Here is a 13,516-nt window from a genome sequence, read left to right as displayed (position 1 = left end):
TTTTTTTGAAGCAATCCGTCACATTGAATTTACATATACATGCCGCCGTTGACCGGAATCGTAGCGCCAGTCACATAACCTGCACCTTCGGACGCCAGGAAAGCCACCACATTGGCGATTTCCTGAGCCTGGCCCAGACGCCCCAGCGGGATCTGGGTCTGCAGCGCTTCACGCTGTGCTTCCGGCAGTTCGCGGGTCATGTCGGTGTCGATAAAGCCCGGGGTCACCGAGTTGACGGTGATGGCACGGGAGCCGACTTCACGGGCCAGGGCACGGCTGAAACCTTCCAGACCGGCCTTGGCGGCAGCGTAGTTGACCTGGCCGACGTTACCCATCGCACCTACCACCGAACCGATGCTGATGATACGACCCCAGCGAGCCTTGGTCATGCCGCGCAACACGCCCTTGGACAGACGGTAGAGGCTGTTCAGGTTGGTGTCGATGACGTCGAACCACTCATCGTCCTTCATGCGCAGCATGAGGTTGTCGCGAGTAATGCCGGCGTTGTTGACCAGAATGGTCGGTGCACCGAACTGCTCCTGGATCGCGGCGAGCGTGGCGGTGACGGACTCGTCGCTGGTCACGTTCAGCTCCATGCCGGTACCGGTGATGCCGTGTTCCTTGAGGGTGGCGGCAATGCGCTCGGCACCCGAAGCGGAGGTCGCGGTACCGATCACGGTCGCGCCCAGACGGCCCAGCTCCAGGGCGATGGCCTGGCCAATACCGCGGCTGGCGCCGGTTACCAGTGCAACTTTACCTTGCAGGCTCATGCAAGCTTCTCCTAATTCAGGCCAGCGCCGCACGGGTGGCGGCGAAAGCATCCGGGGTATTGAGGTTAAAGGTGTTCACGCCGTCGGCACAGCGCTTGTTCAGGCCGGCCAGGACCTTGCCCGGGCCGCACTCGACCAGCTGCACCGCACCATTGGCGGCCAGGGTCTGTACGCACTCGACCCAACGAACCGGCTTGAACAGCTGCTCGAGCAAGTCGCGCTTGAGGGTATCCAGGTCGGCCGCCACGGCAGCGCTGACATTCTGGACCAGTGGAATCTGCGGAGCCTTCCAGTCGATGGCATTGACCGACTCGGCAAAGCGCTCGGCAGCAGGACGCATCAGCTCGCAGTGCGACGGCACGCTCACCGGCAACGGCAGCGCGCGCTTGGCGCCCTTGGCCTTGCAGGCCTCCATGGCACGCTCGACAGCTGCCTTGGCGCCGGCGATTACCACCTGGCCAGGCGAATTGAAGTTCACTGCGCTGACCACCTCACCCTGGGCGGCGTCGGCACACACGGCCACCACGTCGGCGTCGTCCAGGCCCAGGATGGCTGCCATGGCGCCCTGCCCGGCCGGAACGGCTTCCTGCATGAGCTGGCCACGACGCTCCACCAACTTGACCGCGTCGGCCAGGCTCAGGCTGCCGGCGGCGACCAGCGCGCTGTATTCGCCCAGGCTATGGCCGGAGACGAATGCAGGGCGTGCGCCCCCTTCCGCCAGCCACAGGCGCCACAGGGCGATGGAGGCAGTAAGGATGGCCGGCTGGGTTTTGTCGGTTTGATTGAGTTGCTCTTCCGGGCCGTTCTGGATCAGCGCCCAGAGGTCATAGCCCAGAGCCTCGGAGGCCTCGCGGAAGGTATCAATAACCAACGGATACTGAGCGCCCAGCTCGGCGAGCATGCCGAGGGACTGCGAACCTTGACCGGGAAAGACGAATGCGAGGGATGCAGACATTGAACAAGCCCCTAATGATCTTGTCGTCGGAAATGAAGCGCCCAGCACGCGACTGAGCACAAGAAACTGAAGACTTGGATGTTAACGCAGACCAAGCGGTCACATTTAACCACTTCCTGACGGATATGCCTAAAGCAACAGGTCTTCCAGCCGCCCGTGCAAACGCTGGGGCAGGTTCTCCTGAATTTCGATCAGGGCACGCTGGATGGCGCTCTGGAAGCCCTGCACGCCAGCAGAACCATGGCTCTTGATGACGATACCCTGGAGGCCGAGAAAGCTTGCACCGTTATGGCGTGCCGGCGCGAGATCGGCCTGCAGGCGCTTGAGCAGCGGCATGGCCACCGCTCCCGCCAGGCGCGCGCCGAAGCCACCCTTGAACAGGGCCTCAATGCGCGAGCCGATCATGGTCGCCAGGCCTTCGCTGGACTTGAGCAGGATGTTGCCAACGAAACCGTCGCACACCACCACATCCGCCTCGCCACGGTACAAGCCGTCGCCTTCGACGAAGCCAATGTAGTTGAGGCCGCGAGCGTTCTGCAGCAGGCTGGCCGCGAGCTTGACCTGCTGGTTACCCTTGATGTCTTCGGTGCCGACATTGAGCAGCGCTACCCGAGGCCGGGAGATACCCAGCGCCTGGGCGGCGACGGAGCCCATGACGGCGAACTGGAACAGGTTTTCGGCACTGCAATCGACATTTGCGCCCAGGTCAAGCAGCTGGCAGTAGCCGGTCTGGGTGGGAATAGCCGCGACCATGGCGGGCCGATCGATGCCCGGCAGCGTCTTGAGCACATAGCGCGACAGCGCCATGAGTGCGCCTGTATTGCCAGCACTCACACAGGCCTGGACCTTGCCATCGCGCAATAACTCCAGGGCTACGCGCATAGACGAATCGGGTTTGCCACGCAACGCCTGGGAGGGCCGCTCGTCCATGCCGATCACTTCGCTGGCAGCGACAATCTGCAGGCGAGCGCGATCTGCTGCCGACTGGCCAGCGATCAAATCTTCAAGGAGGGAGGGTTGACCGACGAGGGTCAGGTGCAGCGAGGGTGTAGCCGACAGGCAAGCAATACTCGCCTGAACAATGCTGCGGGGACCGAAGTCCCCGCCCATTGCGTCAATCGCGATGATCTGAGCGGACAAGGATTACTCGTCAGCGCCCTTGTCGATCACTTTACGACCACGGTATACGCCTTCTGGCGATACGTGGTGACGCAGGTGCACTTCACCAGTGGTTTTCTCTACGGACAGAGCGTTTTCCGAGAGGGCGTCGTGCGAACGGCGCATGTCACGGGCAGAGCGGGATTTTTTGTTCTGCTGAACAGCCATAATTGATTAACTCCTAAACGTTTGGGTCACGCTTTAACTGCGCCAATACACTGAACGGGTTGGACCGTGTTACCTCGTCCTTGCTCGGTTCGGGCTCATCGGCGCCCGCCGGCTGCTGGCATTCTTCCGGATGATGAGCAGGCACGATGGGCAAGGCGAGCAGAAGCTCTTCCTCGACCAAGGCCTGCAGATCCAAAGGATCTTCGCCCAGTTCCAGCACGTCATAACCTTTCGGTAACGACTGGGTATTCGCACCCTCCTTCACCACGGCGTAGGTACACTCGCTGTGGATCGGCAGGGTGACCAGCTCAAGACAACGCTGGCAAACCATTTTGACCTCGACGTCGAGTGCGGTGTGGACAACCACGGCCTTCTGCTCGTCTCGCTCAAAATCGAATTTAGCCTGCACCGTACCGACATTATCGGAAAGCGGGTCGCAGAGTCTCTCCAAATCGGCGAGCTGCAGCGTTCCTTCAATAGAAACACCACGATCGGCCAATTTGCGCGGGTCAACGTGAGGTGGAATCGGGTCATTCAACATAGGCGCAGCATTCTAGGGACGACCCCCGCCCCTGTCAAAGGAAATTCGGCTCCGTTCAGCATGTTAGAATCGTTTCACCTGCCCAGGAGTTCATCATGCTGCCTTTGTTACTGGCTTCCAGCTCACCGTATCGCCGCGAATTACTCGCCCGCCTGCACCTGCCGTTCAGCTGGGCAAGCCCCGACATAGACGAACAACGACACCCCGAAGAGCCAGCCCTGGACCTGGTAAAGCGCCTGGCCCGTGAAAAAGCCCAGGCACTTGCGGCAAGCCACCCCGCGCACCTGATCATCGGCTCCGACCAGGTCGCCGTACTTGGCGAACAGATCCTCGGCAAGCCGCACTCCTTCGAGCGCGCCTGCGAGCAACTGCTCGCCGCAAGCGGCAATCATGTCACCTTCCTCACCGGCCTTGCGCTGCTCAACACCCAGACCGGCCACTGCCAGGTCGATTGCGTGCCGTTCACGGTCAACATGCGGGAACTGGACCTGCCGCGCATCGAGCGCTACCTGCGCCTGGAGCAACCTTACGACTGCGCCGGCAGTTTCAAGGCCGAAGGCCTGGGTGTGAGCCTGTTCCAGAGCACCCACGGCGTCGACGCCACCAGCCTGATCGGCCTGCCACTGATCAGCCTGGTAGACATGCTCCAGCACGAAGGCATCAACCTGTAGCGCACGAAAAAGCCGGCCTCAACGAGCCGGCTTTTTATACCTCGGGACTACTAGCGCAACGAAGGCCCCTGAAAGCCCATCCACATCGCCAGACGCTCCGCAATACTGGTACCCAGGCGCTTGGAGAAGCGATCAAACGGCGACTCTTCGATGGTGAAGTCCACCAGTTCTTTCTCGCCGACCACCTCACGCGCCACGTAGCCGGCACTACCCAGGCCATCCACCAGACCAAGGGCCAGCGCCTGCTCGCCAGACCAGATCAGCCCACTGAACAGCTCAGGGTGCTCCTTGTCCTTCAGGCGCTCGCCACGACCCTGCTTGACACTTGCGATGAACTGCTTGTGGGTGGTTTCCAGCACACCTTGCCAGAACGCCGTCTCTTCAGGCTTTTGCGGCTGGAACGGATCGAGGAAGGCCTTGTGCTCGCCAGCGGTATAGGTGCGACGCTCGACACCAAGCTTCTCCATCGTGCCGACGAACCCATACCCTGCCGCCGTGACACCGATAGACCCAACCAGGCTGGCCTTGTCGGCATAGATTTCATCGGCGGCACTGGCAATGTAGTAGGCACCGGAGGCACCCAGGTCGCTGATCACCGCATACAGCTTGATCGCCGGATACTCCGCGCGCAGCCGGCGAATTTCATCGTAGATGTAGCCCGACTGTACAGGACTGCCACCCGGACTATTGATCCGCAGGATCACCGCCTTGGTTTTCGAGTCCTTGAAGGCCTCGCGAAGGCCCCCGACGATATTGTCGGCGCTGGCCGGCTCCTGGTCGGCAATCATCCCGCGCACTTCGACCAGTGCGGTATGCGTGACACTGCGCGATGCGGCCTTATCCATATTCATCAACGGCGAAAACAGGGCAAGGATGCCGAACAGGTACACAAAGGTCAGCAACTTGAAGAAAATCCCCCAGCGCCGGGCTCGACGCTGCTCCTGCACGCCCGCCAGGAGGGTTTTCTCCAACAACTTCCAGCTCTTTTGCTCTTCGTTGCCTTCGGCGCTTGGCGCCTTCCACTCGTCAGCCATGCTCACCTACCCTGGAAGTACTTCAGCAGGCGACCGGCTCAACCAGGCCTGCAAATGTGAAAAATGCTCAAGACAGACCTGAGGCCTGAAGGCGCCTAGCGCCTCGAGCGACATCGCCCCATAACCGACTGCCGCCGAATGCATGCCGGCATTGCTGGCCATCAGCAGGTCGAATGACGAGTCACCGACCATCAATGCACGCGATGGCTCGACCTGGCAATGGGCGAGAATCTCTTCAAGCATCTGCGGATGCGGCTTGCCACGGCTTTCGTCGGCAGCGCGGGTGATATCGAAGTAATCCTGCCAGCCATTGGCGTGCAGCACTCGATCCAGGCCACGACGCGCCTTGCCGGTAGCCACTGCCAGACGATAACCCTCGGCACGGAACGCCTCAAGCGACTCGACCACACCCTCGAACAATGGCGAGGGCTGCACATCCAGCGCCATGTAGACATCGGCATAGTGCTGGCGGAACGCCGCCACCTGCTCGACCCCCAAGTGCGGGTACAACGTCGAAATGGCTTCGGGTAGCGCCAGGCCAATAATGCCCTTGACCGCCGCATCATCGCAGGTCGACTCCCCCGCCCGATCCGCAGCCAGGTGCATGGCCTCGACGATACGCCCTATGGAATCAGCCAGGGTGCCGTCCCAATCGAAAATCAGCAGATCGTAATCACGACGCACTCAAGCGCTCCACCGTCTTGGCCCACATGTCGTCGACCGGCGCCTCGAGCTTGAGCTCGCCGCCATCGGGCAGCGGCACGGTCAGGGCATAGGCATGAAGGAACAGACGCTTGCCACCCAGGTCACGAATCTCGCGGGTGAAATCCTCATCCCCATACTTGCTGTCACCGGCAATACAATGCCCGGCATGCAGGGCATGCACACGGATCTGATGGGTACGCCCGGTGATCGGACGTGCCTCGACCATGGTCGCGAACTCACCAAAGCGGCGCAGGACGCGGAACATTGTCAGCGCCTCCTTGCCCTCATCGTTGACCTCGACCATGCGCTCACCGGAGCGCAGGTTGCTCTTGAGCAACGGGGCATTGACCTGCTTCTTGGCAGTCGCCCAATGGCCGCGCACCAGCGCCATGTAACGCTTGTCGACACCATCGCCGCGCAAAGCGGCATGCAGATGACGCAACATGCTGCGCTTCTTGGCAATCATCAACAAACCGGAGGTGTCGCGGTCCAGGCGGTGGACCAGCTCCAGCTCCTTGGCATCGGGACGCAACTGACGAAAGGCTTCGATCACGCCGAAATTCAGACCGCTACCACCATGAACGGCAATACCGGCTGGTTTGTTCAGGACGATCAAGGCCTTGTCTTCATAGACGATGGCGGCCTCAAGACGCTGAAGCAAGCCTTGGGCCACAGGCACAGGTTCGTCGCGCTCAGGCAGACGAACGGGTGGCACGCGGACAATATCGCCGGCCTGCAGCTTGTACTCAGGCTTGATCCGCCCTTTGTTCACGCGCACTTCGCCTTTACGCAAGATGCGGTAAATCAAGGTCTTGGGAACACCCTTGAGCGCAGTGATGAGGAAATTATCGATTCGTTGGCCGGCAAGTTCCGGCGCGACCTCAATCAGCTGGACGCCGGAGGTCGGAGGGGCATTAGTCGTCATTTGCCAATCATAACAATTTTTTATGGATTTGAAGCACTTAATGATTGCTGCTATAGTCGCGAACGCCGCCAAAAGCGGCAGGCCAGCGGACTCACGGCTTCTAGCCGGCCCTGACCGACGCAAATCTCGAGGACGCGAGGCCGTCCGACGGGGCTTTTGCCAGTTTACAGAAATGCCTGGAATCGCCACCAGCGCCGTGCAGAGAAGACCGATAAAAAACTACAAGAGCGGTGTTTCGCCCTCCCCCACGTTTTTTTCGATGCCACTCTGTCAGTGCCGTCAATTTCACGCAGTCATGGCGAAGGCTTCGGAAATACCAGCCTTGGACATAAAAGGCGCGGGCTCCCCAATCGGAGCTGGCGATAAATGCAACCCGTTGCGGATTCAGCGCGCGGCAGCACCCGAATTATCAGGGATACGTGTAGGGTGGAGATGCACAACCGTCGGACCGTGTAGTACTGCGTCCAGTCCAGCGGCCTTTAGGCCAGGCGACCGGACCCGGTCTTGATCAAGATGCCCCTGGGGCGTCCACGGCCGAAGGCTGATTCCTCCTCCTGACTGAGTGCATTTGACACCACAGCAAGCAGGACGCGTCGTCGCGACTTCGGCAGCACTGGGTTACCAGACTGGCTCGAATGTCGCTGGACACGGGGGTGGCCCGCCACCCCTTGCGCACCTGACACCGACCGTGAGAAGTCGTGTGTGCCGAACGCCGTTTCCGGCAGCCCGGAAACCGACGGTATTACATGAAAAGAATGCTGATTAACGCAACTCAACCCGAAGAGTTGCGTGTAGCTCTGGTGGACGGCCAACGTCTCTACGACCTGGACATCGAGTCCGGTGCGCGCGAGCAGAAGAAGGCCAACATCTACAAAGGCCGGATCACCCGGATCGAACCTAGCCTGGAAGCCGCATTCGTCGACTTCGGCTCCGAACGCCATGGCTTCCTCCCCCTCAAGGAAATCTCCCGCGAATACTTCAAGAAGTCCCCGGAAGGTCGGGTGAACATCAAGGAAGTACTCAGCGAAGGCCAGGAAGTCATCGTCCAGGTCGAGAAAGAAGAGCGTGGCAACAAGGGCGCCGCCCTGACCACCTTCATCAGCCTGGCCGGTCGTTACCTGGTCCTGATGCCAAACAACCCGCGTGCCGGCGGTATCTCCCGTCGCATCGAAGGCGAAGAGCGCAATGAGCTGCGCGAAGCGCTGAACGGCCTGGTCGCGCCTGCCGACATGGGCCTGATCGTACGCACTGCCGGCCTGGGCCGCAGCAGCGAAGAAATGCAGTGGGACCTGGATTACCTGCTGCAGCTCTGGACCGCGATCAAGGAAGCTTCCCTGGACCGCTCCGCCCCTTTCCTGATCTACCAGGAAAGCAACGTCATCATCCGCGCCATCCGCGACTACCTGCGCCAGGACATCGGCGAAGTGCTGATCGACAGCATCGATGCCCAGGAAGAAGCCCTGACCTTCATCCGCCAGGTAATGCCGCAGTACGCCAGCAAGATCAAGCTGTACGAAGACAGCGTCCCGCTGTTCAATCGCTTCCAGATCGAAAGCCAGATCGAAACCGCCTTCCAGCGTGTCGTCGACCTGCCGTCCGGCGGCTCGATCGTGATCGACCCGACCGAAGCCCTGGTGTCCATCGACATCAACTCGGCGCGCGCCACCAAAGGCAGCGACATCGAAGAAACTGCCCTGCAGACCAACCTGGAAGCGGCCGAAGAAATTGCTCGCCAGCTGCGCCTGCGTGACATCGGCGGCCTGATCGTCATCGACTTCATCGACATGACCCCGGCCAAGAACCAGCGTGCCGTCGAAGAAAAGGTCCGCGAGTGCCTCGAAGCCGACCGCGCCCGCGTACAGGTCGGCCGCATTTCGCGTTTCGGCCTGCTGGAAATGTCCCGTCAGCGCCTGCGTCCCTCCCTGGGCGAAAGCAGCGGCATTGTCTGCCCACGCTGCAGCGGCACCGGCATCATCCGTGACGTCGAATCCCTGTCGCTGGCCATCCTGCGCCTGATCGAAGAAGAAGCCCTGAAAGACCGCACCGCCGAAGTTCGCGCCCAAGTGCCGATTCCGGTCGCAGCTTTCCTGCTCAACGAAAAGCGCAACTCGATTACCAAGATCGAACTGCGTACCCGGGCCCGCATCGTCATCCTGCCGAACGACCACCTGGAAACCCCGCACTTCGAAGTCCAGCGCCTGCGCGACGACAGCCCGGAAGCCCTGAGCGGCCAGTCCAGCTACGAAATCGCCGCTGCCGAGACCGAGGAAGTCCAGCCGACTGCAGCCACTCGCACGCTGGTTCGCCAGGAAGCCGCGGTCAAGACCGCACCGGCCCGCGCCAACGCACCAGTTCCGACCGCCGTGGAACAACCGGCAGCCCCGGTCCACGTCGCGCCTGAGCCAAGCCTGTTCAAAGGCCTGGTGAAGTCGCTGGTCAGCCTGTTTGCCGGCAAGGAAGAGCCTGCCGCCGCACCAGTCGTTGCCGAAAAGCCAGCGACCGAGCGCCCACAGCGTAACGAAGAACGTCGCAACGGTCGCCAGCAGAGCCGCAATCGCAACGGCCGTCGCGAAGAAGATCGCAAGCCTCGCGAAGAGCGCGCACCGCGTGAAGAGCGCCAGCCTCGCGAAGCCCGTGAAGCCCGCGAAGAAACCCAGGCCCGCGAAGAACGCGCCCCACGCCAGCCACGCGAAGAGCGTCAGCCTCGCGCCCCTCGCGAAGAGCGTCGCTCCCGCGAAGAGCGTCCGGTTCGTGAACTGCGCGAGCCACTGGATGCCGGTACTCCGGCCGTACGTGAAGAGCGCCCTGAGCGTGCCCCACGCGAAGAACGCCAGCCTCGTGAAGAGCGTGCACCACGCGAAGAACGTGCCCCACGTGAAGAGCGCGCTCCTCGCGAAGAACGTGCGCCGCGTGAAGAGCGTCAACCACGCCCACCACGTGAAGAGCGCCAGCCACGTGCCGCTGAACAAGCTGCCGAAGCCGCTGAAGAGCAACTGCCGAACGAAGAACTGCTGCAGGACGACAACCAGGAAGGCACCGAAGGCGATCGTCCGCGTCGTCGCTCCCGTGGCCAGCGTCGCCGCAGCAACCGCCGCGAGCGTCAGCGTGATGCCAACGGCAACCTGGTAGAAGGCGCCGAGGAAGGCAACGAAGAACAGCCACAGCCAAGCGCGCTGGGTGCTGATCTGGGTGCTGATCTGGCTGCCGGCCTGGCCGTGACCGCTGCTGTTGCTACCAGCAACATCAGCGCCGATGCCGAGGCCCAGGCCAACCAGCAAGCAGAACGCGCAACCGCCGCCGTCGAAGAGCAGGCACCTGCTGCTGAAGCTGCCGTCGAGCCTGCGGTTGTCGAAGCAGCTCAGCCAGTGACTGAAGTGACCGAAGCCGTTGAAGCCGTTGAAATTGCCGAAGTCGCTGCTGCCCCGGTTGTCGAGCAACCCTTCCAGGCACCGGTAGAAGCTGCTGAAGTCAGCATCGCACCCGTGGTTGAAGAGGTGGTTGTCGCGGCAGTTGAAGTTGCCGAGCCAGTTGTCGCTGCCGAGCCTGAGTTCCAGGCGCCGGTGCAGGCGGAACCGGAAGTGGCTGCTGAAGCTGTCGTCGAACCTGCCCCGGCCACCGCTGAAGCACCAGTTGAAGCGCCGGTTGCAGCAAACGAGGCACCTGCCGAAGCGACAGCTGTAGTGGCTGAAACTCCGGTGGAAGCGCCTGCTCCGGCCAGCGCCTTGACCAGCAACGGCCGCGCCCCTAACGACCCGCGCGAAGTTCGTCGTCGCAAGCGTGAAGCCGAGGCCGCCGCCGCTGCAGCAGCAGAAGCCAAGGCAGCGACCGAGCAGCAACCCGAAGCCCGGGAAACCGCTGAAGAGCACAAACCGCTCGTCTGATCTTCCAGGCTGAAAAAAAGCCCCGCCAGGTAACTGGCGGGGCTTTTTTTATTGCTGTGTTCCGTCCTGAATAAGGTTTACACCTCCCACCCCGAATTTCTGGAGAGTCAGATGGAGCAAGGTGTAAAGCGCACACAGCGTGATTACTCGCTGTCTTTTAAATTGGCGGTGGTTGATCAGAGTGCTGCCTTAGCGGGCCTACCACAAGACAACACAAAGCTTTCATCGCTTCTACCGCCATCCCAACTTACTCAAGCCCGGCCCAAGCCCGCTCCTACAGGTCAGTACAGATTCGGCTCCATCTCAAGCGTGACACCAAAACGTTCGAGAATGTCCGCCTGGATTTTCTGTGCCAACTGATGCAACTGCAAACCCGTGGCATGGCCGTAATTGACCAGGACCAGCGACTGCAAGCGGTGCACGCCGGCATCGCCTTCACGATGCCCCTTCCACCCCGCCTGTTCGATCAGCCAGCCGGCCGCCAGCTTGAACTGCCCGTCAGCCTGTGGGTAAGCCACCAGCCCTGGATGCTGAACGCGGATCTTGTCCGCCAGTACGCCAGCCACAACGGGGTTCTTGAAGAAGCTCCCTGCATTGCCCAACTCAACCGGATCCGGCAGTTTTTCCCGGCGGATACTGCAAATCGCATCACTCACGTTCTGCGCTGTCGGGTTGCTGATGCCTTGCTCGCTCAAGCGCTGGCGAACCGGACCGTAGTCCAGGTGCGCATGCAGCACACGACTCAGGGCAAAGCGCACGCGCAAGATCAACCAGCGACCGGGATGGCGCTTGAACACACTGTCACGGTATGCAAACTGGCATTCCTCCAGGTCGAACTCGCGCAACGCGCCGGTCTGACGATCCAGCGCCGTCAGCCCGACGAAGACATCCTTGATCTCGACACCATAGGCACCAATGTTCTGCATTGGCGCCGCACCCACGGTGCCAGGAATCAAGCTGAGGTTCTCGAGGCCTGCCAGGCCCTGGGCCAGGGACCACTCTACAAAAGGATGCCACGGCTCCCCCGCCTCGGCCTCGACGACTACCCGCTGGCCGTCATCAGACACTATGCGCAGCCCGGAACTTGCCATGCGTAACACCAGCGCCTGCACATCTGCAGTGAGCAAAAGATTGCTGCCACCACCGATCACCAACACCGGAACCCCTTGCGCAGCTGCCTGCGCCAGTGCCCGGCGGACGTCTTCGTCGTTGTGGGCCTGAGTGAAGTAACGTGCCTTCACATCAATGCCGAAGGTGTTGTACGGCTTGAGCGATACCTGCTCCTGCCACTGCCCGCTCATAGACGTCCCTTGAGTTCGATGACCAGTTGGTGACAGGCCGCCTCGATCAAATCCAGGACCTGTTCAAAACCTTGTTCGCCGCCATAGTAAGGATCCGGTACTTCATCCAGAGCCCCTTCGTAGCGACGCAGGAACAGGTCAAGCTCGGCCTTCGCCCCGGCAGGTTGCATCGCCTGCAGATGGCCAAGGTTGCTCTTGTCCATGGCCAGGATCAGGTCGTAGTCATTGAAATCCGCGCGGCGAACCTGCTGCGCCCGCTGTTGCGACAGGTCGTAACCACGCAACTGAGCAGCACGCCGGGTGCGGCTGTCGGGCTGTTTGCCGACATGCCAGTCACCGGTACCGGCCGACGCTACTTCAATCAGCGCCCCCAGGCCTTCAGCCTGCAACTGATGACGCAATACGCCTTCAGCCGTGGGCGAGCGACAGATGTTGCCCAGGCACACAAACAGGACCCGCATCAGGCCTCCAGCAAGCGCCGTACGCGCTCCAGGTCTTCAGGGGTATCAACGCCCACGGGAGGGGCCTCGATGGCGTCGGCCACATGGATGCGCACACCATGCCAGAGCGCTCGCAACTGCTCCAGCGACTCGGTTTGCTCCAACCAGCAAGGACCCCAGCTGACGAAGTCATGCAGAAAACCCGCGCGGTAGGCGTACATGCCGATGTGACGGCGATAAGGCACGCTCTCCGGCAGGGTATCGCGACTGTTCGCAAAGACATCGCGCGCCCAGGGCAGCGGCGCCCGGCTGAAGCTCAAGGCCAAGCCGTTGCAATCGCTGACGACCTTCACTGCGTTAGGGTTGAACACGGCAGTGACGTCTTCGATCGGCTCGGCCAACGTAGCGATGCCGGCTTCAGGATGAGCCGCCAGGTTGGCGGCCACCTGGTCGATGATGATCGGCGGTATCAACGGCTCGTCACCCTGGACGTTGACGACGATGGCGTCGGGCGCCAGGCCCAACTGGGCAGCGACCTCGGCCAATCGGTCGGTACCCGACTCATGGTTTTCCCGGGTCATCAGCACTTCAGCGCCAAAGGCCTCGCACGCCTGGTAGATGCCGGCGTCATCCGTGGCAATGACCACGCGGCTGGCACCGCTCTTGCGGGCCTGCTCCCAGACATGCTGGATCATCGGCTTGCCAGCGATCAGCAACAATGGCTTACCCGGCAGGCGGGTGGAACGCAGCCTCGCGGGGATCACTACAGTAAACGGCTGGCTCATTTATCCAAACGCTCTTCATCGGTCAGGGTACGGGCTTCGCTCTCCAGCATAACCGGGATGCCATCGCGAATCGGGTAGGCCAGGCCAGCACCCTTGCTGATCAGCTCGGTCTTGTCGGCGCTGAGCTTGAGAGGGCCTTTGGTAATCGGGCAGGCCAGGATATCGAGCAGTTTGGTGTCCAT

The 13,516-nt window shown here is 61.5% G+C and carries 14 protein-coding genes; 2 read left to right on the top strand and 12 right to left on the bottom strand.

Features of this window, described 5'->3' with window-relative positions; genetic code table 11:
* Window positions 1–29: 29 nt before the first annotated feature.
* From fabG to NPS58_RS01075, 5 genes are all read right to left on the bottom strand, one after another.
* Complete coding sequence (gene fabG, locus NPS58_RS01095; RefSeq protein WP_274112872.1) at window positions 30–770, bottom strand: 3-oxoacyl-ACP reductase FabG; 741 nt, start codon at window positions 768–770, stop codon at window positions 30–32.
* Window positions 771–786: 16 nt separating this feature from the next.
* Window positions 787–1,725 (bottom strand): ACP S-malonyltransferase, encoded by a 939-nt coding sequence (gene fabD, locus NPS58_RS01090; RefSeq protein ID WP_274112870.1) that lies wholly within the window; start codon window positions 1,723–1,725, stop codon window positions 787–789.
* Window positions 1,726–1,854: 129 nt separating this feature from the next.
* A complete protein-coding gene (gene plsX / locus NPS58_RS01085) occupies window positions 1,855–2,865 on the bottom strand; it encodes a phosphate acyltransferase PlsX (protein ID WP_274112868.1) in 1,011 nt (336 codons plus the stop codon).
* A gap of 3 nt (window positions 2,866–2,868) precedes the next feature.
* Window positions 2,869–3,051: a 50S ribosomal protein L32 gene (gene rpmF, locus NPS58_RS01080; RefSeq protein ID WP_010223221.1), complete on the bottom strand. Its 183-nt coding sequence runs from the start codon at window positions 3,049–3,051 to the stop codon at window positions 2,869–2,871.
* 13 nt (window positions 3,052–3,064) lie between these two features.
* Window positions 3,065–3,592 (bottom strand): YceD family protein, encoded by a 528-nt coding sequence (locus tag NPS58_RS01075; protein ID WP_274112866.1) that lies wholly within the window; start codon window positions 3,590–3,592, stop codon window positions 3,065–3,067.
* Between the two features lie 95 nt (window positions 3,593–3,687).
* Between NPS58_RS01075 and NPS58_RS01070 the strand changes: the two genes are divergently transcribed.
* Window positions 3,688–4,263 carry a Maf family protein gene (locus NPS58_RS01070; RefSeq protein WP_274112864.1) on the top strand — a complete coding sequence of 192 codons (576 nt, stop codon included), beginning with the start codon at window positions 3,688–3,690 and terminating at the stop codon, window positions 4,261–4,263.
* A gap of 50 nt (window positions 4,264–4,313) precedes the next feature.
* Here NPS58_RS01070 and NPS58_RS01065 read toward each other — a convergent pair whose 3' ends face one another.
* The 3 genes from NPS58_RS01065 to rluC are packed head-to-tail and all read right to left on the bottom strand — an operon-like array spanning window position 4,314 to window position 6,927.
* Entirely contained in the window at window positions 4,314–5,297 is a 984-nt protein-coding gene (locus NPS58_RS01065; RefSeq protein ID WP_274112862.1) for a S49 family peptidase, read from the bottom strand.
* Between the two features lie 6 nt (window positions 5,298–5,303).
* The gene (locus tag NPS58_RS01060; protein WP_274112860.1) at window positions 5,304–5,981 is read right to left on the bottom strand and encodes an HAD-IA family hydrolase; all 678 of its coding nucleotides are present in this window, start codon (window positions 5,979–5,981) and stop codon (window positions 5,304–5,306) included.
* Window positions 5,971–6,927 carry a 23S rRNA pseudouridine(955/2504/2580) synthase RluC gene (gene rluC / locus NPS58_RS01055; protein ID WP_274112858.1) on the bottom strand — a complete coding sequence of 319 codons (957 nt, stop codon included), beginning with the start codon at window positions 6,925–6,927 and terminating at the stop codon, window positions 5,971–5,973. Before rluC ends, NPS58_RS01060 begins: the two co-directional genes overlap by 11 nt.
* A 746-nt stretch (window positions 6,928–7,673) precedes the next feature.
* On the opposite strand from rluC, the gene rne reads away from it, so the two are divergent.
* Window positions 7,674–10,808, top strand: coding sequence for a ribonuclease E (rne, locus tag NPS58_RS01050; RefSeq protein WP_274112856.1), 3,135 nt, complete (start codon window positions 7,674–7,676; stop codon window positions 10,806–10,808).
* Window positions 10,809–11,089: 281 nt separating this feature from the next.
* Here rne and murB read toward each other — a convergent pair whose 3' ends face one another.
* Genes murB through NPS58_RS01030 form a run of 4 tightly spaced genes read right to left on the bottom strand, consistent with a single transcriptional unit; the run spans window position 11,090 to window position 13,516 of the window.
* Complete coding sequence (gene murB, locus NPS58_RS01045; RefSeq protein WP_274112854.1) at window positions 11,090–12,109, bottom strand: UDP-N-acetylmuramate dehydrogenase; 1,020 nt, start codon at window positions 12,107–12,109, stop codon at window positions 11,090–11,092.
* A complete protein-coding gene (locus NPS58_RS01040) occupies window positions 12,106–12,570 on the bottom strand; it encodes a low molecular weight protein-tyrosine-phosphatase (RefSeq protein WP_274112852.1) in 465 nt (154 codons plus the stop codon). Before NPS58_RS01040 ends, murB begins: the two co-directional genes overlap by 4 nt.
* Entirely contained in the window at window positions 12,570–13,334 is a 765-nt protein-coding gene (gene kdsB, locus NPS58_RS01035; protein WP_274112850.1) for a 3-deoxy-manno-octulosonate cytidylyltransferase, read from the bottom strand. The genes NPS58_RS01040 and kdsB overlap by 1 nt, the downstream gene beginning before the upstream one ends.
* Window positions 13,331–13,516, bottom strand: a complete 186-nt coding sequence (locus NPS58_RS01030; RefSeq protein WP_011532874.1) for a Trm112 family protein — start codon at window positions 13,514–13,516, stop codon at window positions 13,331–13,333. Before NPS58_RS01030 ends, kdsB begins: the two co-directional genes overlap by 4 nt.

Source organism: Pseudomonas putida (assembly GCF_028682455.1).
Classification (GTDB): Bacteria; Pseudomonadota; Gammaproteobacteria; order Pseudomonadales; family Pseudomonadaceae; genus Aquipseudomonas; species Aquipseudomonas putida_AA.
This window is presented reverse-complemented; position numbering and strand designations above follow the sequence as displayed.

What these genes read in the sequence shown, in the direction of transcription:
- fabG (WP_274112872.1), bottom strand. Translation starts at nt 770, where the DNA reads ATGAGCCTGCAAGGTAAAGTTGCACTGGTAACCGGCGCCAGCCGCGGT.
- fabD (WP_274112870.1), bottom strand. Translation starts at nt 1,725, where the DNA reads ATGTCTGCATCCCTCGCATTCGTCTTTCCCGGTCAAGGTTCGCAGTCC.
- rpmF (WP_010223221.1), bottom strand. Translation starts at nt 3,051, where the DNA reads ATGGCTGTTCAGCAGAACAAAAAATCCCGCTCTGCCCGTGACATGCGC.
- NPS58_RS01075 (WP_274112866.1), bottom strand. Translation starts at nt 3,592, where the DNA reads ATGTTGAATGACCCGATTCCACCTCACGTTGACCCGCGCAAATTGGCC.
- NPS58_RS01070 (WP_274112864.1), top strand. Translation starts at nt 3,688, where the DNA reads ATGCTGCCTTTGTTACTGGCTTCCAGCTCACCGTATCGCCGCGAATTA.
- NPS58_RS01065 (WP_274112862.1), bottom strand. Translation starts at nt 5,297, where the DNA reads ATGGCTGACGAGTGGAAGGCGCCAAGCGCCGAAGGCAACGAAGAGCAA.
- rluC (WP_274112858.1), bottom strand. Translation starts at nt 6,927, where the DNA reads ATGACGACTAATGCCCCTCCGACCTCCGGCGTCCAGCTGATTGAGGTC.
- rne (WP_274112856.1), top strand. Translation starts at nt 7,674, where the DNA reads ATGAAAAGAATGCTGATTAACGCAACTCAACCCGAAGAGTTGCGTGTA.
- murB (WP_274112854.1), bottom strand. Translation starts at nt 12,109, where the DNA reads ATGAGCGGGCAGTGGCAGGAGCAGGTATCGCTCAAGCCGTACAACACC.
- NPS58_RS01040 (WP_274112852.1), bottom strand. Translation starts at nt 12,570, where the DNA reads ATGCGGGTCCTGTTTGTGTGCCTGGGCAACATCTGTCGCTCGCCCACG.
- kdsB (WP_274112850.1), bottom strand. Translation starts at nt 13,334, where the DNA reads ATGAGCCAGCCGTTTACTGTAGTGATCCCCGCGAGGCTGCGTTCCACC.
- NPS58_RS01030 (WP_011532874.1), bottom strand. Translation starts at nt 13,516, where the DNA reads ATGGACACCAAACTGCTCGATATCCTGGCCTGCCCGATTACCAAAGGC.